The sequence below is a fragment of the Micromonospora sp. M71_S20 genome (assembly GCF_003664255.1).
Classification (GTDB): Bacteria; Actinomycetota; Actinomycetes; order Mycobacteriales; family Micromonosporaceae; genus Micromonospora.
The window spans coordinates 200,435-225,367 of the sequence record NZ_RCCV01000002.1 but is presented as its reverse complement, the minus strand read 5'-3'; the positions used below and the strand labels follow the sequence as shown (position 1 = coordinate 225,367).

Below are 24,933 nucleotides of genomic sequence, written 5' to 3'. Positions count from 1 at the left end.
GGGCCGGCGCGGGCGGGGTCAGCGGGACTCCTGCCGGGGCAGGACCACCTCCCGCAGGATGAGCTGGAGCGCGGCCACCGCCGGGATCGCGATCAGCGCGCCCACCACCCCCAGCAGGGAGACCCCGAGCAGGGCGGCCACCAGGGCGGCCACCTCGTTGACCGACACCGACCGCCGCATGATCTTGGGATAGATCAGGTAGTTCTCCACCTGCTGGTAGATCAGGAAGAACACCGCACAGGCGATGCCGACCGGCAGGTCCGTGGCGAAACCGACCAGGCTGACGATCACCGCGCCCAGGGTCGCGCCGATCTGCGGGATCAGGTCCGTCACCGCGACCACCACGGCGAGCGCGAACGGGTACGGCAGCCCGACGATCAGCGCGAACACGTACGTGGAGATCCCGGCCAGCACCGCGATGCTGAGCGCGCCGACCATGTACGCGCCCACCTTGGCCAGGATCTCGTCCCCGATGAGCTGCACCCGCTCCCGGCGCGAGCGGGGCACCAGCGAGTAGCCCAGGTCGCGCAGCCGGTCGAAGTAGGCCAGGAAGTAGATGGTCAACACCAGCACGGTCAGCCCCCGGAAGACGGTGCCGAAGACCAACTGGGCGCCGCCGAGCACCCCGCCGAGGGCCTGCCCGACGGTGTCGGCGTTGGCCGCGCTCTGCAACCGCTCCATCAGGTCGTACCGGATCACCAGGTCGTTGACCGTCTCGTTGCGGCGCAACGCCTCCAGGTAGCTCGGCAGCTGCTCGATGAACTGCCCGCTCTGGGTGACGATCGGCGGCACCAGGGCGAACACGCCACCGCAGAGCAGCAGCACGACCGTCAGCGCGACCACCGCCACGGCGATCCCGTGCGGCAGCCCCCAGGACCGCAGCCGGACCACCGCGGGATGCAGGCCGACGGCGAGGAAGAGCGCGATGACCACCAGGACCAGGATGCCGGCCGCGTTGCGCAGGCCCAGATAGAGGGCGTACGCGAGCAGCACCCCGGCCGCGCCGGTGAAGCCGACCAGGAAGCTGCTGCGCTTCAGCGGCAACCCCGGCGTGCCGAACCGGCCCGATCCGTTCGCCGCCGGCCCGCCGTCGCCCGTCGTGCCCGTCGTGTCCGTCGTCCTGCCGGCGTGCTCAGGCGCGCTGGTGTGCTCGGACGCGGTGGCGTGTTCGGACGCGGTGGCGTGCTCCGGCGCGGTGGTGTGTTCGGGCGCGGTGGCGTGCTCCGGCTTCCGGTTCCTGTCGCCCGGTCCGGGGGCGCTGCCGGGTTCCCGGTCGCCGCTCGACGCCGTCGGTCCGTCGTCTGCCATCGGACCTCCCTGATCGACTCCCGCCGGACGGCCCGATCACGGCTCACGTCGGCGGATCCCACCCGGGAGCGTACGCCGCAGGCCCGACCCGACCGTGTCACCCGACCCGACCCGACCATGCCACCGAGACCTGGCCATGCCACCCGGACCGGACCGTGTCGCCCGACCGCGCCACCGGAACCGCCGCCACCGCCCTCCGCGCCCTTTGGGTGCGGAGTGGTCCGAGTCCTGAGATCTTGGGACGGGACGGCCCCCGGAGGGGCCCGAGTCTTCCAAGATCTGCCAGGCGACCGGGGCGGTGGAGCGGTCAGTCCTTCTCGACGACGACCTTGCTCGGCTTGGCGCTGCGCTCGTCGGTGGTCGGCTTCGCCGGGCGCTTGCCGTTCTCGCCGGTGCTGGTGATCTTCGTCGGGGTGGCGTCCCGGCCCCCTTCGCCGGGCACCGCCGCCACGGTCGGCTCCCCGTCCACGCCGGCACTGGCCGTGCCCCCGTCGACGGTGGTCACGGTGGCCTTGCCGTTGGCCGGTTGCCCGGCGTCGGCCGGCTCGATCCGGCCCTTGGCCGGCTGCCCGGCGTCCTCCGGCTCCACCTTGCCGGCGGCGGGCTTGCCGCCCGAGGGGGACGCGGCCGCTGCGGAGCCCGTCGCCCCGCCCGCGCCGACCGGGGCCTTGTCCGGGGAGCCCGCTCCCGCCGGGGTCTTGTCCGCAGTGCCCGCGCCCGCAGTGGCCGTGCCTGCTCCCGCCGGGGCAGTGCCCGTGTCCGCCGCGCCCGCTCCCGCCAGGGCCGTGTCCGTCGCGCCCGCTCCCGCCGGGGCGGGGTGGCCGGTTTTGTCGGCCGGGGACTTGTCCGCGTCGGGGCGGGGCCTGCCGCCGTTCGCCGTGGCCGGCGTCGGCCTGCCGTCCGCGACCACCGGGGCGACGGCGCCGTCCGTCCCGCCCGGCCGGTCGGCCGCGCCGAGCAGGCCCAACCGCAGCTCCGCCACCTGCCGCTGGAGCTCGTCGGACTCCTGCCGGGACTTCCAGGTCTCCTGCCGCAGGTCGGCCAGCTCCTGCTGGGCCTGGGCGATCTCCAGCATCACCTGGGCGAGCTGCTGACGGCTGGCGGCGGCCTCCTGCTGCGTGGCGGCGAGGTGCTGCTGGGTGGTGGCCAGGTGCTGCTGCGTCGTGGCCGCGTACTCCTCGAACTGCCGGCGCGACGTCGCCACGTGCTCGTCGGCCTTGCGGCGCTTGTCGGCCGCCTCCGACTCGGCCCGGCCGAGCAGCGCCGCGGCCTCCTCCTCGGCCTGCCGGCGCATCGTCAGCGCGTCCTGCTCGGCGGCCTGGCGGACGGCGACGGCGCCCTGCTCGATCTCGTTCTTCCGGGCGGTGTACTCCGCCTCCAGCGTGGCGCGGCGCGCCTCGAACCCGGACTCCAGCTCGTCGTGCCGGCTCGTGTGCTGTTTCTCCAGCTCGGCGAGCCGGGTCTTGTACTGCTGTTCCAGCTCCTCGCGGCGCTTGGTGAACTCCTGCTCGGCCGCCGCGCGGCGCTGGGTCAGCTCGCGGTCCGCGGCCTCGCGCCGGCTGTTGACCTCCTGCTCCACCCCGGCCCGCCAGGCACCGAGCTCCTGCTGCGTCTGGGCACGGGCGTGCTGCACGTACGCCTCGGTCTCGGTGCGCATCCGCTGCACGTACGCCTCGGTCTCGGCGCGGTTGCGCTTGGCCGTCTCGGCCGCCTGGGTGGTCAGCCGCTCCGCCTCCTGGCGGGCCTTCTCCCGGGTGGCCCGGCCGGCGTCGGCGGCGTCGTCGATGATCTGCTTGGCGTCGCGCTGCGCCTTGGCGTGGGTGGCCCGGCCCGCCTCGGTGGCCTGGTCGACCAGGCGCCTGGACTCCTGCTGGGCCTTGGCGTGCACCTCCTTGGCGGCCTCGCGCAGCTGGGTGGCCTCCTGCTGCGCCTTGGCGTGCACCTCCTTGGCGGCCTCGCGCAGCTTGGTCGCCTCCTGCTGGGCCCGGTGGTGGATCTCCTTGGCGGCGTCCCGCAGCTGGGTGGCCTCCTGCTGGGCCTTCGCCAGCGCCTCCTGGGCGGCCTTGCGGAGCCGGGCGGCCTCGTCCTTGGCCGTCCGGACGGCGGCGTCCGCCTCGGCCTTGCGGGCCGCGGTGTGCCGCTCCTCCTCGGTGCGGCGGGCGGCCAGCGCGATCTCGAAGTCCTTGAGGGCGGTGGCGGCCTGCTCGCGGGCCTCCTCGACGATGTGCTCGGCGGCGGCCCGGCGAGCCTCGATCTCCTCGTTGGCGGCGACCAGGATCGCGTCGGCCTGTTCCTCGGCGAGGGTGAGGATCTGCTCCACCCGTGGGCCGAGGTGCCGGTAGGAGACGTTCTCGAGCGCCCCGGACGACTTGCGCGCCTGGGCGAGGTCGCGTTGGAGCACCTCGACCTGGCCGGCCAGCTTGTGGATCTGTGTGTAGGCCTGTTCCCGCTCGGCCGCCAGGGCCGCGATCTCGTGCTCCGCGCGAGCGACGTACCGGTCGACCTGTCGTTTCTCGTACCCCCGCAGAGCGGACTCGAAGCTGGGCTCCGTGGTCACGTCCCCGCCGAGAGCGAACAGTTCCTCGCCGTGCGACATGCCCCCATCCTCACACGCATCCCGTCCGGCTGGGGCGATACGGACGCCCCGGATAGGACCTACTTCACTACTGACACGCCCGGGCAATTCGCTTTACGGGAAAACGCATACGGCGCGGGGCGCACCGGTCACCCGGTGTCACCCCGCGCCGCGGATCATGCCCCGGTCGGGTGGGTCGGTTGGGTCAGTTGGCGGTCTCCGCGGCCACCCGCTCGTCGGCGTTGTCGGCCTTCTTCGCCTCCGGCTTGGCCTGTGCGGCCGGCGGCTGGGCGGGCACGCCCGGCACGATGCCGGCGAGGCCGGAGAGCATCTGGCCGAGCTGCGAGGTGACGGCGTCCTTCTGCCGGGTGAGGTCCTCGACCTCGCGGCGGGCCGCCTGGGTGGTCAGCTCGGCCTCGGTGCGCGCCTCGGTGAGCAGGCGGTTCGCCTCGGCCTTGGCCTCGGTGAGCGTCTTGTCGGCCAGCGCCTTGGCCTTGTCGACCGTCTCGTTGGCGGTGCGCTCCGACTCGACCCGGCGGGCCTCGGCGCGCTGCTCGATCTCCTTGGCCCGCTCCTGCGCGGCGTGCGCCCGCTGCTCGGCCTCGCTGACCAGCTTCTGGGTCTGGGCGACCTGCGCGGCGTGCCGCTCGGACTCCTCGCGCTCGGCCTTCTCCCGGCGCTCGGCGAGCTGGAGCTCCAGGGCCTGGAGGTCCTTGTCGCGCTTGTCGCGGGCGTCGGTGAGCAGCTTGGTCGCCTCGGCGCGCTTCTCCTCGGCCTCGCGGGCGGCCTTCGCCCGCTGCTGGGTGATCTCCCGCTCGGCGGTGGCCCGCATGGTGGCGACCTCGCGCTCGACGGTGGACTTCAGCTCGGCGACCTCGTGGGCGGTGACCGTGCGCAGCTGCTTGGTCTCCCGGTCGGCGTCGGCGCGCAGCGTGTCGGCCTCGCGCCGGGCCTGGACGCGGACCTCGGCGGCCTCGCGCTCGGCGGCGGTGCGGACGCTGCCCGCCTCCCGCTCGGCGTTGGCCTTCATGGCCGCCGCCTCGGCGCGCGCCTTGTCGGTGATCTCGCGCGCCTCGAGGCGGGCGGCGGAGAGGATGCCCTCCGACTCCCGCTTGGCCTCGTTGCGGTGGTCGTTGGCCTGCTCCTCGGCCAGCCGGAGGATCTGCTCGACGCGGGTGCCGAGGCCCGAGAGGGTGGGCCGGCTGTTCTCCTCGAGCTGCTTGTTGGTGTCGGCGAGCTTCTGCTCCAGCGCGCTCATGCGCTGCTCGGCCTGGCGCAGGCGGCGCTGGGCGTCGTTCATCCGCTGCTCGGCCTCGGCGCGGGCCTGCTCGGACTGGGTCAGCGCGGCCGTCATCCGGCCGATGAAGTCATCGACCTGGTGGGTGTTGTAGCCGCGCAGGCCAACGGTGAAATCGGGCTGCGAGTTCGCGTTATCGAAGAACGCAAGAGGGGAGGACTGCTGGGGCATTGGGACATACTCGCAGACCCCCCAGGGTGCTTCGCAAGAGCGGTGCCGAGCTTTCGTGTCCTCTTTACATGGTCAACTGCGGGTCCGCCGATGGCCGGACAGATCGCCGATCTTGGCAGGTCCCGGGCGGGTCGGACGGCACGGAGCGTGACATCGGAAAAGGGCCGCGGGAGCACCCCGCGGCCCTTTGTCGTGTCATGGCGCGGGTCACTCGAATGAGCGTCCGACGGCCCCGGCGGAAAGGCAATCGCCGTTCACCGCAATGGTCGACGGCGCCTCATCCGTCGGGTCAGTGACCGCGGAACCGGTTGATCGCGTCCTCGTGCCGGGAGCGCAGCTCGCGGTCGCGTACGCCGAGCCCGTCCGACGGGGCGAGGCAGCGGACGCCGACCTTGCCCTGGTGCGCGTTGCGGTGCACCTCGTACGCGGCCTGGCCGGTCTGCTCCAGCGCGTAGGTCTTCGACACGGTGGGGTGGACCTTGCCCAGCGCCACCAGCCGGTTGGCCTCCCACGCCTCCCGGTAGTTGGCGAAGTGGCTGCCGATGATCCGCTTCAGGTGCATCCAGAGGTAGCGATTGTCGTACTGGTGCAGGAAGCCGCTGGTGGAGGCGCAGGTGACGATGGTGCCGCCCTTCTTGGCCACGTAGACGCTCGCGCCGAAGGTCTCCCGGCCCGGGTGCTCGAAGACGATGTCCGGGTCATCGCCGCCGGTCAGCTCCCGGATCCGCTCGCCGAAGCGCCGCCACTCGTCCTGGTCCTGGGTCTGCTCGTCCTTCCAGAACCGGAATCCCTCGGCGGCCCGGTCGATGACCAGCTCGGCGCCCATCCGCCGGCACAGCTCCGCCTTGTCGGGGGAGGAGACCACGCAGACCGGGATCGCCCCGCCGTTGAGCGCCATCTGGGTGGCGTAGCCGCCCAGGCCGCCGGAGGCGCCCCAGATCAGCACCACGTCGCCCTGCTTCATGTTCGCCCCGTGGTGCGACACCAGCTGCCGGTACGCGGTCGAGTTGACCAGCCCGGGGCTGGCCGCCTCCTCCCAGCTCAGGTGGCGCGGCTTGGGCATCAGCTGGTTGGCCTTGACCACGGCCAGCTCGGCGAGGCCGCCGAAGTTGGTCTCGAAGCCCCAGATCCGCTGCTGCGGGTCCAGCATGGTGTCGTCGTGCCCGGCCGCGTCCTCCAGCTCGACGGAGAGGCAGTGCGCGACGACCTCGTCGCCGGCCTTCCACCGGGTCACGCCGGACCCGGTGCGCAGCACCACGCCGGCCGCGTCCGAGCCCACCACGTGGTACGGCAGGTCGTGCCGGCGGGTCAGCTCCGAGATCCGGCCGTAGCGCTGGAGGAACTTGAAGGTCGGCAGCGGCTCGAAGATGCTGGTCCAGACCGTGTTGTAGTTGATCGCACTCGCCATCACCGCGACCAGCGCCTCGCCCGGCCCCAGCTCCGGCGTCGGCACCTCCTGCACGTGCAGCGCCTTGCGCGGGTCCTTGTCCCGGGTGGCCAGGCCGTCGAACATCCGGGTCTCGTCGGCGCGCACCACGACGCCGCGGTACGACTCGGGTACCGGCAGGCCGGCGATTCCGGCGAGCTCCCGTTCCGGTTGGTCGGATCCCTCCGCCGCCATGATCGCTTCGAGGATGTCCTGCACGTCGACCTCCCGTTCGTCCGCACCCCGCCCACGCGGGCCTGGGTGCTGCCATCGTCGGCGTCGGTGCGGCCCACCACCATGTCGGTGTCCGACACATCCGGTACCGGCCGCGCTCCTGTGGGGCGGGACGTTACTGAACAGTAGGTAGGGCCGGAAGTCCTCTGTGAAAAACTGCATTGGCCGATGCGTGGTGCTGTCCGGGCGGCGGTGCAACCACGCACCGGCGCGCTCGGCGGAGGAGTGGGCTCCGGCCCCCGCCCGGTCGGCGGGGGCCGGAGGTGGGGTCAGTGCCCGGCGGCGGGCTCGACGAGTTCGACCAGCACCCCGCCGGCGTCCTTCGGGTGGACGAAGTTGACCCGCGAGTTCGCGGTGCCGCGCTTCGGGGTGTCGTAGAGCAGCTTCACGCCCCGCTCGCGCAGCTTCGCGCAGGCGGCGTCGATGTCCTCGACGGTGTACGCCACCTGCTGCACGCCCGGGCCCTTCTTGTCGAGGAACTTGGCGATGGTCGACTCCGGGGTCAGCGGGGCGAGCAGCTGCACGCAGCCGCCCTCGGCGTCCGGGCCGACGGCCAGCATCGCCTCGCGTACGCCCTGTTCGGCGTTCACCTCGGTGTGCACGCAGCGCATTCCGAAGGTGCGCTGGTAGAAGTCGATCGCGGCGTCCAGGTCTGCGACGGCGACCCCGACGTGGTCGATGCGGCGCAGGCCGATGTCTGTGACATAGTCGGCAGCGGTCTCGACGGGGGAGTTCTCAGCCATGGCGTTAGTCTGACCGAACAATCGTTAAGGCGTACAGGTCGGCACCCCCTCGGAGGCAGGCATGGCTTCGGTGATCGTCAGCGGCGCGCGGACCCCGATGGGGCGCCTGCTGGGCAACCTCAAGGACCTCCCGGCGACCAGACTCGGCGGCGTGGCGATCAAGGCGGCGCTGGAGCGCGCCGGCGTCGCCCCCGACCAGGTCCAGTACGTGATCATGGGGCAGGTGCTCCAGGCCGGTGCCGGGCAGATTCCGGCCCGCCAGGCGGCGGTCGAGGCCGGCATCCCGATGTCCGTGCCGGCGCTGACCGTCAACAAGGTCTGCCTCTCCGGCCTGGACGCGATCGCCCTGGCCGACCAGCTGATCCGCGCCGGCGAGTTCGACATCGTCGTCGCCGGCGGCATGGAGTCGATGACCAACGCCCCGCACCTGCTGCTCGGCCAGCGCGGCGGCTACAAGTACGGCGACGTGGTGGTCAAGGACCACATGGCGCTCGACGGGCTCACCGACGCCTGGGACAGCTGCGCGATGGGCGAGTCCACCGAGCGGCACAACGGACGGCACGGCATCACCCGCGAGGAGCAGGACGCGTTCGCCGCGGCCAGCCACCAGCGGGCCGCCGCCGCGCAGAAGAACGGCCACTTCGCCGACGAGATCACCCCGGTGGTCATCCCGCAGCGCAAGGGCGACCCGCTGGTGATCAGCGAGGACGAGGGGATCCGCCCGGACACCACCGTCGAGTCGCTGGCGAAGCTGCGCCCGGCGTTCGCCAAGGACGGCACGATCACCGCCGGCACCTCCTCGCCGATCTCCGACGGCGCCGCCGCGGTGGTCGTCATGAGCAAGGCCAAGGCCAAGGAGCTGGGGCTGACCTGGCTGGCCGAGATCGGCGCGCACGGCAACGTCGCGGGCCCGGACAACTCCCTGCACTCGCAGCCGTCCAACGCGATCCAGCACGCGCTCAAGAAGGGCGGGCTCGGCATCGAGGACCTGGACCTCATCGAGATCAACGAGGCGTTCGCCCAGGTCGGCATCCAGTCCACCCGTGACCTCGGGGTCAGCCCGGACAAGGTCAACGTCAACGGCGGGGCGATCGCGCTGGGCCACCCCATCGGCATGTCCGGCGCCCGGCTGGTGCTCACCCTCGCGCTGGAGCTCAAGCGCCGGGGCGGCGGCACGGGCGCGGCGGCGCTCTGCGGCGGCGGCGGCCAGGGCGACGCTCTGATCATCCACGTCCCGGCCCCCGGCGAGAGCGGTCACTGACCGCCGGCCGGCCGATCCCGTAGAGGCAGCACAGTGAGCGAGATCGTCGACGACGTCCCGGCGGCGGGCGCACCCCCGGTGCGCCGCAGCCGGGACGTGCCGATGCTGGTCGAGCGGGCCCGCGCGGGCGATCCCCGCGCGGTGGCCCGGCTGATCACCCTGGTCGAGTCGGGCGACGAGACGCTGCCGCGGATCGCGGCGGCCCTCGCGCCGTACGCCGGCCAGGCCCAGGTGGTCGGGCTGACCGGCTCGCCCGGGGTGGGCAAGTCGACCACCACCAACGAGCTGGTCCGGGCGCTGCGCGCCCGCGGTCACCGGGTGGGCGTGCTGGCCATCGACCCGTCCAGCCCGTTCACGGGCGGGGCGATCCTCGGCGACCGGGTCCGGATGCAGGACCACGCCACCGACCCGGGCGTCTACATCCGGTCGATGTCCAGCCGGGGCCACCTGGGCGGGCTGTCGGCGGCCACGCCGCAGGCGGTGCGGGTGCTGGAGGGCGCCGGCTGTGACGTGGTGCTGGTGGAGACCGTGGGCGTCGGGCAGGCCGAGGTGGAGGTCGCCTCGCTGGCCGACACCACGCTGGTGCTGCTCGCCCCGGGCATGGGTGACGCGATCCAGGCGGTCAAGGCCGGCATCCTGGAGATCGCCGACGTCTTCGTGGTCAACAAGGCCGACCGGGACGGCGCCGACGCCACCTACCGCGACATCCAGGGCATGATCGCCCTGGGCGAGCGCGGCCCGGGTCAGTGGCGGCCGCAGGTGGTGCGCGCGATCGCCTCCCGGGGCGAGGGGATCGACGACATCGCCGCCGCCATCGACAAGCACCGTGGCTGGCTGGTCGAGCACGGCGAGTTGCGCCGCCGCCAGGAGGCGCGGGCCGCCGCCGAGGTCGAGGCGATCGCGCTGGGCGTGCTCCGCGCCCGGATCGGTTCCCTGCGCGACGGTACGGAGCTGCCGGCGCTCGCCGCGAAGGTGGCCGAGGGCGCCCTCGACCCGTACGCGGCGGCCGACGAGCTGCTCGCCCAACTCGGCTCCTGAGGGGCCCTCCGAGCTAGTACGCTCGCACCGCTCCACGGTCGGCGTGGGGCGGTGCGCGGCGGAGTGGGGAGACGGATGGGCGACGAGGCGACGCAGGAGCTGTCGGTGACGCCGGACGCGGTGCCGGGCGGGACGACGCTCGTCTCCGACGAGGTGGTGGAGAAGATCGCGGTGGCCGCCGCGCGGTCCGTGCCCGGGGTGGTCGAGCTGGGCGGGGACGTGGCCCGGTTCTTCAACGCGGTGCTCGACAAGGTCGGCCTCGACCAGGTCGGCGACGCCCGGCGCGGCTGCTCGGCCCACGTCACGAACGGCGCGGCGGTGGTCAACCTGGTCATCGTGATCGAGGCCGGCCGCGCGGTGCCGCAGGTGACCGCCGACGTCCGGGCGCAGGTCGCCGGGGCGGTCGAGGCGTACGGACTGCGGGTCGACGAGGTCAACATCAGGGTCGACGACGTGGCACTGGGCGGTTCCGCCGAGCCCGTCGCGTGACGCGCCCGGCGGCGCAGGTTACCTGCCGGTACGAACTTACTTAGCGATCGTTCAGGTCTGGGCTCTACACTCGCAGTGCAGTCGAGGACTCGAGGAGGAGCCCCGCCGATGAACGCCGACGAGATCGCCGCCGGACGGGCGCGCTGGCAGGCCCGCTACGACGCCGCGCGCAAGCGGGACGCCGACTTCACCACGCTCTCCGGGATGCCCGTCGACCCGGTCTACGGGCCGCCGGAGGGTGTCGCCTACCCGGGCTTCGAGCGCATCGGCTGGCCGGGCGAGTACCCGTACACCCGGGGCCTCTACCCGACCGGCTACCGCGGGCGGACCTGGACGATCCGGCAGTTCGCCGGCTTCGGCAACGCGCAGCAGACCAACGAGCGCTACAAGATGATCCTGGGCGCCGGCGGCGGGGGCCTCTCCGTCGCCTTCGACATGCCCACGCTCATGGGCCGGGACTCCGACGACCCGCAGGCGCTCGGCGAGGTGGGCCACTGCGGCGTCGCCATCGACACCGCCGCCGACATGGAGGCCCTCTTCGACGGCATCGACCTGGCCGGCGTCACCACGTCGATGACCATCTCCGGGCCGGCCGTGCCGGTGTTCTGCATGTACCTGGTGGCCGCCGAGCGGCAGGGCGCCGACCTGTCCAAGCTGGACGGCACGTTGCAGACGGACATCTTCAAGGAGTACATCGCGCAGAAGGAGTGGCTCTTCGACCCGGAGCCGCACCTGCGCCTGATCGGCGACCTGATGGAGTACTGCGCCCGGGAGATCCCGCGCTACAAGCCGCTCTCGGTCTCCGGCTACCACATCCGCGAGGCCGGCTCGACCGCCGCGCAGGAGCTGGCGTACACCCTCGCCGACGGGTTCGGCTACGTCGAGCTGGGGCTCTCCCGGGGGCTGGACGTCAACGTCTTCGCGCCCGGCCTGAGCTTCTTCTTCGACTCGCACGTCGACTTCTTCGAGGAGATCGCCAAGTTCCGGGCCGCCCGCCGGATCTGGGCCCGCTGGCTGCGCGACGTCTACGGCGCGACCAGCGAGAAGGCGCTCTGGCTGCGGTTCCACACGCAGACCGCCGGGGTGTCGCTGACCGCCCAGCAGCCGGTCAACAACGTGGTGCGTACCGCCGTGGAGGCACTCGCGGCGGTGCTCGGCGGCACCAACTCGCTGCACACCAACGCCCTGGACGAGACCCTGGCGCTGCCCACCGACGAGTCCGCCGAGATCGCCCTGCGTACCCAGCAGGTGCTGATGGAGGAGACCGGGGTGACCAACGTGGCGGACCCGCTGGGCGGGTCCTGGTACGTCGAGGCGCTCACCGACAAGATCGAGGCCGAGGCGGAGGAGATCTTCGCCCGGATCCGGCAGCTCGGTGGCGAGGGCCCGCACCGGATCGGCCCGATGACCTCCGGCATCCTGCGCGGCATCGAGGACGGCTGGTTCACCGGCCACATCGCCGAGTCCGCCTTCGTCTACCAGCAGGCGCTGGAGAAGGGCGACAAGCGGATCGTCGGCGTCAACTGCCACACCGGCACGGTCGCCAAGGACCTGGAGATCCTGCGCATCTCGCACGAGGTGGAACTGGAGCAGCGCCGGGTGCTCGCCGAGCGGAAGGCCGGCCGCGACGGGGCCGCCGTCAAGGCCGCGATCGAGCGGATGGTCGCCGTCGGCCGGACCGACGGCAACATGATCCCGGCCATGCTGGACGCCGTACGCGCGGAGGCCACCCTCGGCGAGATCTGCGACGCCCTGCGCGCCGAGTGGGGCGTCTACCGCGAACCCGCCCGCTTCTGACCCCCGTTCCCCGAGCCCGATCCCGCATCCGCGATCCCGCACCTCGCGTCCCGGCGGACGCCGCGACAGGCCTCGTACCGAGGACCGTGGGTGCGGGATCGCGGCGTGCCGGGCGGGCTGGTCGGGCAGGGGCGCGGGGAAGGGCGGGAGCAGCCGTGACAGTCGCAACTGTCGCCGTCGCGGTTGATCTGAGTTCGGCGGGTCGCGTGCGAGACTAGGTAACCATGAGCGACCCACGGATCACCTCGTCGATCTTCACCCGCGGCGCGGTCGACCTCAGCGCGCTGCGCACCCCCGCACCGGCCCCCGCCCGCCCCGCCGCCCCGGCACAGTCCGCCCCCTCCGCCGAGTTTCCCGGCAGCGCCGGTGGCGGCGTCGCCGTCATCGACGTGAGCGAGGCGACATTCCAGTCCGAGGTTCTCGAGCGCTCGCTCACCACACCGGTGATCGTGGACTTCTGGGCCGAGTGGTGCGAGCCGTGCAAGCAGCTGAGCCCCGTGCTGGAGCGGTTGGCCGCCGAGGGCGGCGGCGCCTGGGTGCTCGCCAAGGTCGACGTGGACGCCAACCCGCGGATCGCCCAGATGTTCCGCGTACAGGGCATCCCGATGGTCTACGCGGTGGTCGGCGGCCAGCCGATCGACGCCTTCTCCGGAGTGGTGCCCGAGGCTCAGCTTCGGCAGTGGATCCAGGCGGTGCTCAAGGCCGGTGGCGTGAGCGTCGCCGAGCCGGAGGACCCGCGCCTCGACGAGGCCGACGACGCCCTGATGAGCGGCGACCTCGACGCGGCCGAGCGGGCGTACCGCAAGATCCTCGCCGAGTCGCCCGCGGACGCCGCGGCGGAGGCGGGCCTCGCCCAGGTCGGGCTCGCCCGCCGGGTGGCCGGGGCCGACCCGGGCGCGGCGATCGCCGCCGCCCAGGCGAACCCCGACGACGTCGAGGCCCAGCTCCTGGCCGCCGACATCGAGGTGCTCAGCGGTCAGGCCGAGGCGGCGTACGCCCGCCTGGTGGGCGTGGTCCGCCGCACCGCCGGTGAGGAGCGGGAGAAGGTACGCCAGCACCTGGTCAGCCTCTTCACGGTCGCCGGCCCGGAGGACCCCGCGGTCGCCTCGGCGCGCCGGGCCCTCGCCAGCGCCCTGTTCTGAGCACCACGCCCTGTTTGTGAGCACGTAGCACGCCAGCGCGGGCCGGCGTTCCGGCCGGCCCGCCCGACACCTCGAGGACGGGAGCCCATGATGCGCCGGATCGCCGTCCTCGACGCGCCCAGCAACCTCGGCCTGCGCCCACCCACGTCCACCTCGGTCCCCGGCTGCGGCAAGGCCCCGGGCGCGCTGCGCGACCAGGGGCTGCTCGCCCGGCTGCGGGCCCGTGACGCCGGCTGCCTCACCGCGCCCCGCTACGACCCCGGCGACTGGCGACCGGGTGACGGGGTCTGCCACGCTCGGGAAATCGCCGACTACTCGGTGGCGCTCGCGGAGCGGATCGGCGCCATCATCGACCGCAGCGAGTTCCCGCTGGTGCTCGGCGGTGACTGCTCCATCCTGCTCGGCTCGGCACTGGCCATGCACCGGCTCGGCGAGGCGGTCGGCGGGCGCATCGGGCTGGTCTTCGTCGACGGCCACTCCGACTTCCGGCACCCCGGCAACGCCTCCTACGTGGGCGCGGCGGCCGGCGAGGACCTCGCGCTGGTCACCGGGCGGGGGCAGGCCGACCTGGCCGCCATCGAGGGGCGCCGGCCGTACTTCCGGGACATCGACGTGGTGGTGCTCGGCATCCGGGCGCAGGACGAGTACCGCCTGGACCTCCAGGCCGCCGGGATCACCACCCGGCCGGTGCCGGCGCTGCGCGCCGAGGGCGCCGCGCGTACGGCCCAGTGGGCGCACGAGCAGCTCGCCGACTGCGCCGGCTACTGGGTGCACATCGACGTGGACGTGCTGGACCCGGCCGTGATGCCGGCCGTCGACGCCCCCGACCCGGGCGGCATTGCCTTCGCCGAGCTGGAGATCCTGCTCGCCGGCCTCGTCGACACCCCGCACTGCCTCGGCGTCGAGCTGACCGTCTTCGACCCCGACTACGACCCGGACGGCGCGTACGCGGCCGAGATCGTCAACACCGTGGTGGCCGGGCTGCGCCCGGTCTCCGCGCCGACGGCGTCGCCGCCCCGACTGCTGCCGGGCCCGTCGGCGTCGACCGCCTCGTCCGGGCCGTCCCGGTCGACCGCCCCCACCAGGCCCTCCGCGTCCGCCGCCCCGACCGTGCCGCCGTCGCCGTCTGCCGCCCCGACCGTGCCCTCGGCGTCTGCCGCCCCGACCGCGCAGTCTGCCGCCCCCGGCGTACCGTCGGCGTCTGCCGCCCCCGGCGGGTCCTCGGCGTCTGCCGAGTCGGCCGTCTCCGCGGTCTCGGCCGTGCCCTCGGCGCGGCGGAGCAACGGCCGTCCCGAGGTCCCGGTCGTACATTCGTCGGCCTCCGCCCCGGCTCTCGTTCCCGCCCCCGTTGCAGGAAGCGACGGCGACGACCGGCACCCCGGCGGCGGCGAGGAACGTGCCGAGGGCGCTCCGCCAGCCCCGCTCCGGCCGCTCGGGCCGGTGGCCCCGGTCGCAGTCGCCTCCAACGGTCCCACCGTGCCGGAACCCGTCGGCCCGCCCGCCTCCGCCGGTCCGGGCCTGCTGCGCCGGGCGCCGCTCGCGGGCCCGGGCGACCCGCTGCCCGCGCCGGAGGACGGCACCTCGCCGTCCGCCGCAGGTATCGCCTGACTCCCTGTCGAGCTGCCCCATCTGTGCGCCCACCTGCCGTCCGTCGTGGCGGGCGGGGCTGCTCGGGGCGGCCGGTGGCACCCGGGGCCACCGGTGGAACGTCACGGTTGTCACCGACGGGGTTTGACAGCCATGACGTTCCACCGGTGGATGGCCGGACGTGCGCCGGGCCGCGTCGGCGCCTGCCCCGTCTGTAGGGGCAGCTCTACAGCGTCGGGCTGGTTGGGCGGGACCGCGCGTCCGCCGGGAGCCGCCGCAACGGCACAGGCGCTCGCCGTCGCCGTCGAGTATCGGACGACGCCGACCAGGACGTGGCCGGGTGAACCGCGAAGCGACGGTGCCGACGGTGCCCGATGCGGACCGCGCCGGATGCGGACCACACCGGGGCACGGACGGTGTCGGGTGCCCACGCCGCCGGTGTGGGGGTGCGGAAGGTGCCGCGGCTGCTGACGGAGGTCGTTCGTCTGGGTGCCGGTGAGGGCTGGTCAGCGGGAGAGGGCGCGGAGGAAGCGTTCGGCCGCCGGGACGGCGCTGGCGGTGCTGGCTCCGCCCTTCTCGACGAAGACCGCGAACGCGACGTCGCCCTGCCAACCGACGAACCAGGCGTGCGTGTGCGCCGGGTTGTCGTCGTACTCGGCGGTGCCCGTCTTGCCGTGCACCGGCGCGCCCGGCACGTCCCGCAGCGCGCTGCCGGAGCCGGCCGTGACCACCTCCCGCATCATCGCCCGGACCCCCTCGACCGACTCCGGCTTGAGCTGCGGGCCGGGGGCGGCAGGCTGGGCCGGGGCGGGGTCGAGCACCAGCTTCGGCTGCTCGAAGCGACCGCGGGCGACCGCCGCGGTGGCCGACGCCATGGCCAGCGGGCTGACCAGCGTGGTGCCCTGGCCGATGGCGGCGGCTGCCTGCTCGGTCGCCCCGCCGTTCGCCGAGACCTTGCCGGTGAAGGCGTCGAGGCCGACGTCCCACTGCCCCTCCAGCCCGAGGGAACGGCCGGTCACGGCCAGCCCGTCGGGGCCGAGCTTCGGCGCCAGCGCGGTGAACGCGGTGTTGCAGGACTTGGCGAAGTCCGTGCGGAAGGGCACCGGACCCAGCGCGAAGTTGTCGGAGTTCTTGAACGGCCTGCCGTCGACGGTGAACGTCTTCGGACAGTCCACCGTCGCGTCCGGCGTGACCGCACCCCGGTCGAGCAGGCCGAGCGCGCTGACCATCTTGAAGGTGGAGCCCGGCGGGACCTGGGCGGTGAAGGCCAGGTTCTCCCCGGCCCCGCCGGGACCGTTGGCCGCGGCGAGCACCGCACCGTCGCTGATCCGCACCGCCACCAGCGCCGCCCGGCGCTTCTCGCTGCGCAAGGCGGTATCGGCCGCGTTCTGGGTGGCCACGTCGAGCGTGGTCTTCACCGGCTGCCCCGGCTTCGGCTCGCTGCGGAACACCTCGGTGCCGGTGGACACCAGCGTGCCGTCCGGGCCGGGGCGCTCGGTGATCACGGTCAGCCCCGGCACGCCGCGTAGCCGCTCGTCGTGGCGGCCCTGGAGGCCCCCGTGGCCGACCAGGTCGCCGGCCTCGTAGCGGTCGGGGTGCTGGGCGAGGTCGTCGGCCTGGGCCGGGTCGACGGAGCCGAGCACCGCCCGGGCGAACTCCCGGGTGGGCGCCAGGTCGAGCTTGTCGCTGCGGAACTTGGTGCCCGGCAGGTCGTAGATGCGTGGTTTGATCTGCCGGTACGCCTCCTCCCGCAGCGTCACCACCTCGACGAACGCGCCCGGATCCGCGTCGGCGAGCCGCTTGGGCAGCCCGGAGAGGTCCACCGGCGGGGTGATCGCCGGCCGGATCGCCCGGAAGGCCGAGTCCAGCTTCCGGGTCAGGCCCGGGAGGTCGGTGACCTCGCCCGGTTGGAGCCCGACCCGCACCACGGGCCGGGGCGCCACGATCGGCTGGCCGGCGGCGTCGAGCACGGCGGCGCGGGTGGCGGTGTCGCGGCGCAGCCCCAGCCGGTCGCCCCGGGTGAGCTGCTCCTGCACCACCTGCGGCTCCCAGATCACCCGCCACTGCTCGCCGCCCCGGCTGAGCCGCACCGGACGCTCGTAGGCCCAGCGGGCCTGGCCCGGGAGGGCCCAGTCGACCTTGACCACCGCGGTCGCGACGTCCTTGGTCACCTTCGCCTCGCCCCGGCGGGTCAGCGTCGGCGGCGTGGCCGCCAGCTCGCCGGAGAGCTCCTTGAGCTCGCGGGCGACGTCGGCAGCCGGCACCTTGGCGCCGGTCGGGTCGACGAAGCCGACGGCCTGGAGGTCGCCCGAGCGCCAGCCGGCCAGGAACGCGTCGACGCTGCGCTCCGGCCCGTCACCGCCCGAGCACGCGGTGAGGGCGCCGGCCGCGAGCGTGGTCGCGGCGAGCAACGCCAGCGGCGGGCGGAGCCGGTTGCGGCGGGGGCGGCGGGGGTACGACAGGCGCATGGAAGCAGCTCTCCGATCTCGGAACTGCCCTGCACGCTAGTACGGCGGCGCCGTCCGCACCGTCCCCCCGCACCGGGACGTGCGGAAAGAGAGGCCGTCGCCCGGGTGATGAACGACTGGTGGCGGGGTACTCCCGAACCGGCCAACCTCGTACCCGCAACGGGTGAAAGGACGAAGTCCGGAACCGGACGTCCGCACTGTGGTCCGCCGAGCAAGGGGCGGAACGGCAGGGCCTAGGCTGGGCGGCAGAGTGACCCACAATGCGGTGGGTCGAGGGGAGTGGCACCGATGGACCGGCGTCCGGCGATCAAACCGGGACCCGACCTCCGGCAGGATGACACCGGCCGGGACGACAGCTTCGATTCGGCGACCGACGGGGACGGCTACGGCCGACTCGACACAGGAGTGACCGGGATGACCGGTTCGAGTATCGACACCCTCTACGATCTGGGTCTGCCCGCCGACGCGCTGGCCGACGACGTGGAGGACAACGAACTCGACGAGCCGGTTCCCAACGTGGAGCGCCTGGTCGCCCAGGCGGTCGCGCTCGCCGGCGACGACCACGACGCGGCGACCCTGGTCAGCCGCTTCTGGCGGTTCGCGCCGGACGAGGAGCTGATCGGCTTCACCGCCGAGGAGATGCTGGAGGCGGCCCGCACGCACCGCGACCTCGCCCAGCAGCGGGTACCGGGCGAGTTGAAGCTGCGCATCCACGAGCCCGACGCCGATCAGCACCACTCCGTCATCGAGATCGTCACCGACGACATGCCGTTCCTGGTCGACTCGGTGACCGCCCTGCTCAACTCGCACCACCTGGACGTGCACCTGCTGGTCCACCCGCTGGTGGTGGTCCGGCGCGAGCCGCTGGGCCGGCTGGTCGAGGTCTCCGCCGACGTCGAGCCCGACGACGCCATCGCCGGCGACCTGGTCGAGAGCTGGATGCACATCGAGATCGACCCGGTGCGCGACGCCGCCGAGCGGGACCGGCTGCGCCGGGAGCTCCAGCGGGTGCTCACCGACGTGCGGGAGGCGGTGGAGGACTGGCCGAAGATGCGCCAGCGGGCCCTCGCCCTCGCCGACGAGCTGGCCGCCGCGCGGACGTCGGACAACCGGCCGCCGGTGCCGGAGAAGGACATCACGGACTCGGTGGAGCTGCTCCGCTGGCTCGCCCACGACCACTTCACGTTCCTGGGCTACCGGGAGTACCGGCTGGTCGACACCGGCGAGTCGGGTGCCGGGGGCAGCGGACAGGCACTGGAGGCGGTGCTCGGCACCGGGCTGGGCATCCTGCGCCAGGACTCCCCGGAGGCCCGGCCCCTGTCGTCGATGACGCCCGAGGCGCACGACAAGGTCACCGAGAAGCGCCTGCTGATCATCACCAAGGCGAACTCGCGGGCCACCGTGCACCGCTCCGCCTACCTCGACTACATCGGCTTCAAGATCTTCAACGAGGCCGGCGAGGTGATCGGCGAGCGGCGCTTCCTGGGGCTGTTCTCCACGGCCGCGTACCGGACCAGCGTGCAGGAGCTGCCGGTGGTCCGCCGCAAGGTGGCCGAGGTGCTGGACCGCTCCGGCCTGAGCCAGCGCAGCCACTCCGGCAAGGATCTGCTCCAGATCCTGGAGACCTACCCGCGCGACGAGCTGTTCCAGATCAAGACCGAGGATCTCTACCACGCGGTCATCGGGGTGCTGCGGATGGCCGGTCGCCGGCAGCTGCGGGTGTTCCTGCGCCGCGACGCGTACGGGCGGTTCATCTCCTGCCTGATCTACCTGCCCCGGGACCGGTTCACCACGCAGAACCGCCTGCGGATGCAGGACATCCTGCTGCGCGAGCTGAACGGCGTCGGGGTCGACTACACGACCCGGGTCACCGAGTCGATGCTCGCCCGGGTGCATTTCATCGTCCGGACCGACCCGACCAACACTCCGGGCGACATCGACGCCGACCTGCTCGCCGAGGAACTGGCCGACGCCACCCGGCTCTGGGACGACGACTACCGGCTGGTGCTGGAGCGCAAGCTCGGCGACGAGCAGGCCAAGCACCTGTTCACCCGGTACGCCGACGCCTTCCCGGAGGGCTACAAGGACGGCCACACGCCGTACGAGGCGATGAAGGACCTGGCGAAGCTGGAGCTGCTGGAGGAGCCCGGCCAGCTGGAGATGCACCTGTTCCGCAAGCAGCTCGCGCCTCGCGCCGGCGGGCGGGGGCCGGACGTCGACGAGGCGATGGACGTCCGCTTCAAGGTCTACCGCTACGGCGAGCCGATGATGCTCTCCGCCGTGCTGCCGGTGCTGCACTCGCTCGGCGTCAAGGTGGTCGACGAGCACCCGCACGAGGTGGACCGGATCGACGGCCGGGTCTACCTCTACGACTTCGGGCTGCGGCTGCCCGAGGGCCACCAGGAGCTGGCCGAGGTGCGCCCGCACGTGGAGAACGCCTTCGCGGCGGCGTGGCGGGGCGAGGCCGAGGTGGACGGCTTCAACGAGCTGGTGCTGCGCGCCGGTCTCACGTGGCGGCAGGTGGTGGTGCTGCGCGCGTACGCGAAGTACCTGCGCCAGGCCGGGACGGTCTTCTCCCAGGAGTACATGGAGCAGACCTTCATCGCGTACCCGAGGATCGCCGCCCTGCTGGTGGAGCTGTTCGAGGTGCGGTTCGCGCCCGGCGCGGACGGCCACGAGCAGCGGCAGCAGCGCAGCGCCGAGCTGGTGGGCGACATCAGGGCCGCGCTGGACGACGTCGCCAGCCTCGACCAGGACCGGATCCTGCGCGCCTACCTGACGATGATCCAGGCCACCCTGCGCACCAGCTTCTACCAGAAGCGCTCCGACGGGCGGCCGAAGTCGTACGTGGCGCTCAAGCTGGACCCGCAGGCGATCCCCGACCTGCCGGCGCCGCGGCCGAAGTTCGAGATCTTCGTGTACTCGCCGCGCTTCGAGGGCGTGCACCTGCGGTTCGGGCCGGTGGCCCGGGGCGGGCTGCGCTGGTCCGACCGCCGCGAGGACTTCCGCACCGAGGTGCTCGGCCTGGTCAAGGCGCAGATGGTGAAGAACGCCGTGATCGTGCCGGTCGGCGCCAAGGGCGGCTTCGTGCTCAAGCAGAAGCCGGGGGACCGGGACGAGGCGGTCGTCTGCTACAAGGAGTTCATCTCGGCGCTGCTGGACGTCACGGACAACATCGTCAGCGGCGAGATCGTGCCGCCGGAGGACGTGGTCCGGCACGACGGCGACGACCCGTACATGGTGGTCGCGGCGGACAAGGGCACGGCGACGTTCTCGGACATCGCCAACGAGATCTCCACGGCGCACCAGTTCTGGCTCGGCGACGCGTTCGCCTCCGGCGGCTCCGCCGGGTACGACCACAAGAAGATGGGCATCACCGCCCGGGGCGCCTGGGAGTCGGTGAAGCGGCACTTCCGCGAGATGGGCCACGACACCCAGACCCAGGACTTCACCGTGGTCGGTGTCGGCGACATGTCCGGCGACGTGTTCGGCAACGGGATGCTGCTGTCGGAGCACATCCGGCTGGTGGCCGCGTTCGACCACCGGCACATCTTCCTCGACCCGGACCCGGACGCCGCCACCTCGTACGCCGAGCGGAGGCGGCTGTTCGACCTGCCCCGTTCGTCGTGGGAGGACTACGACCGGGGGCTCATCTCCGCCGGCGGCGGCGTGTACCCGCGTACCGCCAAGTCGGTGCCGATCTCGCCGCAGGTCCGCGAGGTGCTGGGCCTGGACGACGACGTGACGCAGCTCTCGCCGCAGGAGCTGATGAAGGCCATCCTGACCGCGCCCGTCGACCTGTTCTGGAACGGCGGCATCGGCACGTACGTGAAGGCCTCCAGCCAGACCAACGCGGAGGTGGGCGACAAGTCCAACGACGCGATCCGGGTGGACGGCAGGAACGTGCGCTGCCGGGTGGTCGGTGAGGGCGGCAACCTGGGCTGGACCCAGCTCGGCCGGATCGAGTACGCCCAGACCGGCGGGCGGATCTACACGGACTTCATCGACAACGCGGCCGGGGTGGACTGCTCCGACCACGAGGTGAACATCAAGATCCTGCTGAACACGGCGGTCGCCGACGGCGCGTTGACCCTGCCCGAGCGGGACGAGCTGCTCGCGGGGATGACCGACGAGGTCGCCGAGCTGGTGCTGCGGGACAACTACGACCAGGCCCGGGCGATCAACAACGCGCAGGCGCAGGCCGCCTCGCTGCTGCCGGTGCACCGGCGGATGATCACCGACCTGGAGCGCTCGGGGGCGCTGGACCGGTCCCTGGAGGCGCTGCCGCCGGACGACGAGATGGCGGTGCGCACCGAGTCCGGGCTGACCGCGCCGGAGTTCGCGGTGCTGCTCGCGTACGTCAAGATCGTCCTTGAGACGGAGATCCTGGCGGAGGGGCTCGCGGACGAGGAGTGGACGACCGAGGTCCTGGTCAACTACTTCCCGACGCCGATGCGCGAGCGGTTCGCCGACCGGATGGGCCAGCACCGGCTGCGCCGGGACATCGTGACGACGGTGCTGGTCAACGAGGCGATCAACCGGGGCGGCATCTCGTTCGTCTTCCGGGTGGTCGAGGAGACGGCCGCCTCGGCGGCGGACGTGATCCGGGCGTACGTGGTGGTCCGCGAGGTGTTCGGGCTGCGCGCGCTGTGGGACGCGGTGGAGGCCCTGGACAACAGGATCGACCCCGAGTTGCAGACCAGCGTCTACCTGGACACGCGGCGTCTGCTCGACCGGGCGGTGCGGTGGCTGGTGACCAACCGCCGTTCGCCGATCGACGTGCCGGCGGAGATCGCCCGGCTGCGCGACGGGGTGGCCCGGCTCCTGCCCGACCTGGAGGAGCGCTTCTACGGCAGCGAGCGGGAATCCCTCGCGGCGCACATCGACTCGCTGACCGAGCGGGGGCTGCCGCGCGACCTGGCCGAGCAGGCGACCCGGCTGATGTACAGCTTCGGCCTGCTCGACGTGGTGGAGACCGCGGCGAGCAGCGGGCGGGACGTCGGCGAGGTGGCCTCGGTCTACTTCGTGCTCTCCGACCGGTTCCGGGTCGACTCGCTGCTGTCGAAGATCTCCCTGCTGCCGCGTGAGGACCGCTGGCAGACGCTGGCCCGGATGGCGCTGCGCTACGACCTGTACGCCGCGCTGGCCGCGCTGACCGCGGAGGTTCTCGACTCCACCTCCGGCAGCCTGTCGCCGCAGGAGCGGGTGCTCCAGTGGGAGCAGTCGAACGCCACCTCGATCCACCGCGCCGAGCGGGCGATGGGGGAGTTCGACGAGTCCCGGGCGGACCTCGCCGCCCTGTCGGTGCTGCTGCGCCAGATCCGCACCCTGGTGCGGACCTCCGCCGCCGCCTGACGCGCACGGCACGCGGTCCGGCCGGTCGGTGTTCCGACCGGCCGGACCTCGTCGTGTCCTGCGGTGGAGGTGCCGCGCGGTTGCCGGCTCAGGCCGGCATGGAGGCGAAGACGACCACGTTGTCGGGGTAGCTGCCGGCGGCCTGGTCGAAGGTCCCGCCGCAGGTGACCACGCGCAGGCCGGGTCGGTCGCTGGGACCGTAGACCTGCTCGGTCGGGAACTCCGTCTTCGGGTACGCCTTGACCGACTCGACGGTGAAGGTGGCCTGCTGCCCGTCCTCCCGGGTGACGGTGATGGTGTCGCCCGGTTGCAGCGCACCGAGGGAGAAGAAGACCGCCGGCCCGATCGCCGCCGAGTCGACGTGCCCGACGATGACCGCGTTGCCGATCTCACCCGGGCTCGGCCCCGGCTCGTACCAGCCGGCCAGCTGCGCCCGCTCCAGCGGGGGCACCTGGACGGTGCCGTCCGGGTTGGTGCCGAGCGGCATGATCGCGGCGTCGACCCCGATCCGGGGGATGGCGATCGTGGTGGGGGCGGAGCGGGCGAGGCCCGTGCCGGCGGCGACGTCCGGGTCCGGCGCGTCGGCGACCGCCGGCCCGGTGCTGGCGGACGCGGCCAGGGGCTGCGGGGGGCGGGGAGCGGGTCCGGTCTTGACCGAAGCGCCGATCAGGCCGGCGCCGACCATGGCGACCACGACGACGACGGCCGCGCCGGCGGCGCGCCACGGTGTCCCGTGACGGCCGCCGGCCGGTGTCGCCGTCATGTCAGACGAAGGACTCATCGGTCCGACGCCGGCGCATCAGCACGAGGCCGCCCAGGGCGGCCGCGCCGATCAGGCTCGCCCCACCGGCGGCCAGGCCCCGGTCGGTGCCGGCGCCGACGCCACCGTCACCACCGTCGACCCCACCGCGCGGCAGCACGACCAGCTCACCCTCGCCGCACGAGCCCTTGAGCTCGTAACGGCCCGGCTTGGCGTCCTCGGAGACCTCGGCCTCGCCGTAGTAGACGAAGTCCCGCTTGTGCTCCCAGCGGTCCTTGTCCTTGCCGTTGCGCTCGGACTCCTCGTCCGACCCGCCGTTGTCGTGGCCCTTCCGGTCGTACCCGTCCGAGCCGTACCCGGCGTGGTCCTTGCGGTCCTCGCGGTCGTACTCGTGCGAGCCGTACTTGTCCTCGCGGCCCTCGCGGCCCTCACGGTCGCCCTTGTCGTGGCCCTTGTCGCCGCGGTCGCCCTCGGCGTCCTGGCCGTGCTCGTAGCCCTTCCAGTCGCGGTTGCCCTCGTCACCGGCGGCGTCGGCGGCGCCGCCACCCTGGCCGTCGGCGGGCGGCTGGCCACCGTTGGCCGGCGGCTGCGGCTGGTTGGTGCCGCTGGCCGACGGCTGCGGCTTGGGGCTCTGGTCCTTGCCGTTGTCGTCCTTGCCGTTGTCCCGGCCCTTGTCGTGGTCGCGGCCCTTGTCGTGGTCCCGGCCCTTGTCCTCGTGGTCCCGGCCCTTGTCGTGGTCGCGGGAGTCCTCCTCCCCGCCACGCCAGTCGGTACGGCCCTGGGCCGGCTTGAGCTTGACCTTGCCGGTGACCTTCGACCACACGAAGGCGTGCTCCTGCCGGTCCGGGCAGACCTCGATCAGCTTGACCGTCTCGCCCGCCTTGACGACGTGCGGCTTGGCGTAGACCTTGCCCTCGTGGTCCTGGTGGCCGTCCGCGAACGCGATCCCCGGCGTGAACACGAGCAAGGAGGCGCCACCGAGGGCCGCGCCAGCAACGACCTTCCCGAGCATCTTGTTTGCCATGACCTGCGTCACTCCATCCCTGTTGTCCTGAGCTCGGCGACAACCGAGCTACGGACGACGTTAGACCGTTTCACGACCTATGAAGGGAAAGATTCGTGTTTTGGTATTTAGGCAGGCTAAGCGCGCTAGGAGCGCTACGCCGCTTTGGCGGCATGTCGGGCTCCCTCGGGTGGTTCCCGCCCTCCTGAGCGCCCGGAGGGCCGGTCGCGCGGCCCGTGCCCGCCCCGGCCTTCCCGTCCCGTCATCTCCGCCCCCGCC

General features: G+C 72.9%; 14 protein-coding genes and 1 pseudogene. 7 read left to right on the top strand and 8 right to left on the bottom strand.

Going from position 1 to position 24,933, the window contains the following annotated elements:
• Positions 1–18 precede the first annotated feature (18 nt).
• The 5 genes from DER29_RS21890 to mce form a co-directional block, all read right to left on the bottom strand.
• The gene (locus DER29_RS21890; protein ID WP_233600099.1) at positions 19–1,308 is read right to left on the bottom strand and encodes an AI-2E family transporter; all 1,290 of its coding nucleotides are present in this window, start codon (positions 1,306–1,308) and stop codon (positions 19–21) included.
• 307 nt (positions 1,309–1,615) lie between these two features.
• Positions 1,616–3,904, bottom strand: coding sequence for a hypothetical protein (locus tag DER29_RS21885; RefSeq protein ID WP_121399565.1), 2,289 nt, complete (start codon positions 3,902–3,904; stop codon positions 1,616–1,618).
• A 184-nt stretch (positions 3,905–4,088) separates the two neighbouring features.
• Positions 4,089–5,351, bottom strand: coding sequence for a cell division protein DivIVA (locus DER29_RS21880; RefSeq protein WP_121399564.1), 1,263 nt, complete (start codon positions 5,349–5,351; stop codon positions 4,089–4,091).
• A gap of 289 nt (positions 5,352–5,640) precedes the next feature.
• A complete protein-coding gene (ccrA, locus tag DER29_RS21875; protein ID WP_121399563.1) occupies positions 5,641–6,996 on the bottom strand; it encodes a crotonyl-CoA carboxylase/reductase in 1,356 nt (451 codons plus the stop codon).
• A gap of 284 nt (positions 6,997–7,280) precedes the next feature.
• Positions 7,281–7,754, bottom strand: a complete 474-nt coding sequence (gene mce / locus DER29_RS21870) for a methylmalonyl-CoA epimerase (RefSeq protein ID WP_121399562.1) — start codon at positions 7,752–7,754, stop codon at positions 7,281–7,283.
• 61 nt (positions 7,755–7,815) lie between these two features.
• Here mce and DER29_RS21865 point away from each other — a divergent pair, with 61 nt between their 5' ends.
• The 6 genes and pseudogenes from DER29_RS21865 to DER29_RS21840 all read left to right on the top strand — a co-directional run.
• Complete coding sequence (locus tag DER29_RS21865; RefSeq protein WP_121399561.1) at positions 7,816–9,015, top strand: acetyl-CoA C-acetyltransferase; 1,200 nt, start codon at positions 7,816–7,818, stop codon at positions 9,013–9,015.
• A 102-nt stretch (positions 9,016–9,117) separates the two neighbouring features.
• Positions 9,118–10,053: a methylmalonyl Co-A mutase-associated GTPase MeaB gene (gene meaB / locus DER29_RS21860; protein WP_370040550.1), complete on the top strand. Its 936-nt coding sequence runs from the start codon at positions 9,118–9,120 to the stop codon at positions 10,051–10,053.
• 75 nt (positions 10,054–10,128) lie between these two features.
• Positions 10,129–10,542, top strand: coding sequence for an Asp23/Gls24 family envelope stress response protein (locus DER29_RS21855; RefSeq protein ID WP_121399559.1), 414 nt, complete (start codon positions 10,129–10,131; stop codon positions 10,540–10,542).
• Positions 10,543–10,650: 108 nt separating this feature from the next.
• Positions 10,651–12,339, top strand: a complete 1,689-nt coding sequence (locus DER29_RS21850; RefSeq protein WP_121399558.1) for a methylmalonyl-CoA mutase — start codon at positions 10,651–10,653, stop codon at positions 12,337–12,339.
• Positions 12,340–12,563: 224 nt separating this feature from the next.
• The gene (locus DER29_RS21845; RefSeq protein WP_121399557.1) at positions 12,564–13,481 is read left to right on the top strand and encodes a tetratricopeptide repeat protein; all 918 of its coding nucleotides are present in this window, start codon (positions 12,564–12,566) and stop codon (positions 13,479–13,481) included.
• An 87-nt stretch (positions 13,482–13,568) separates the two neighbouring features.
• Positions 13,569–14,484, top strand: a pseudogene (locus DER29_RS21840) (arginase family protein); the annotation flags it as partial.
• 1,090 nt (positions 14,485–15,574) lie between these two features.
• Here DER29_RS21840 and DER29_RS21835 read toward each other — a convergent pair.
• On the bottom strand, positions 15,575–17,536 hold the full coding sequence (locus DER29_RS21835) for a penicillin-binding transpeptidase domain-containing protein (protein WP_121399556.1): 1,962 nt from the start codon (positions 17,534–17,536) through the stop codon (positions 15,575–15,577).
• A gap of 288 nt (positions 17,537–17,824) precedes the next feature.
• On the opposite strand from DER29_RS21835, the gene DER29_RS21830 reads away from it, so the two are divergent.
• Entirely contained in the window at positions 17,825–22,891 is a 5,067-nt protein-coding gene (locus DER29_RS21830) for an NAD-glutamate dehydrogenase (protein WP_121399555.1), read from the top strand.
• A gap of 88 nt (positions 22,892–22,979) precedes the next feature.
• On the opposite strand, the gene DER29_RS21825 is transcribed toward DER29_RS21830, so the two are convergent.
• Both DER29_RS21825 and DER29_RS21820 read right to left on the bottom strand, forming a co-directional pair.
• Positions 22,980–23,654 carry a class F sortase gene (locus DER29_RS21825; protein WP_121399554.1) on the bottom strand — a complete coding sequence of 225 codons (675 nt, stop codon included), beginning with the start codon at positions 23,652–23,654 and terminating at the stop codon, positions 22,980–22,982.
• A gap of 1 nt (position 23,655) precedes the next feature.
• A complete protein-coding gene (locus tag DER29_RS21820) occupies positions 23,656–24,675 on the bottom strand; it encodes a hypothetical protein (protein WP_121400107.1) in 1,020 nt (339 codons plus the stop codon).
• Between the last annotated feature and the right edge of the window lie 258 nt (positions 24,676–24,933).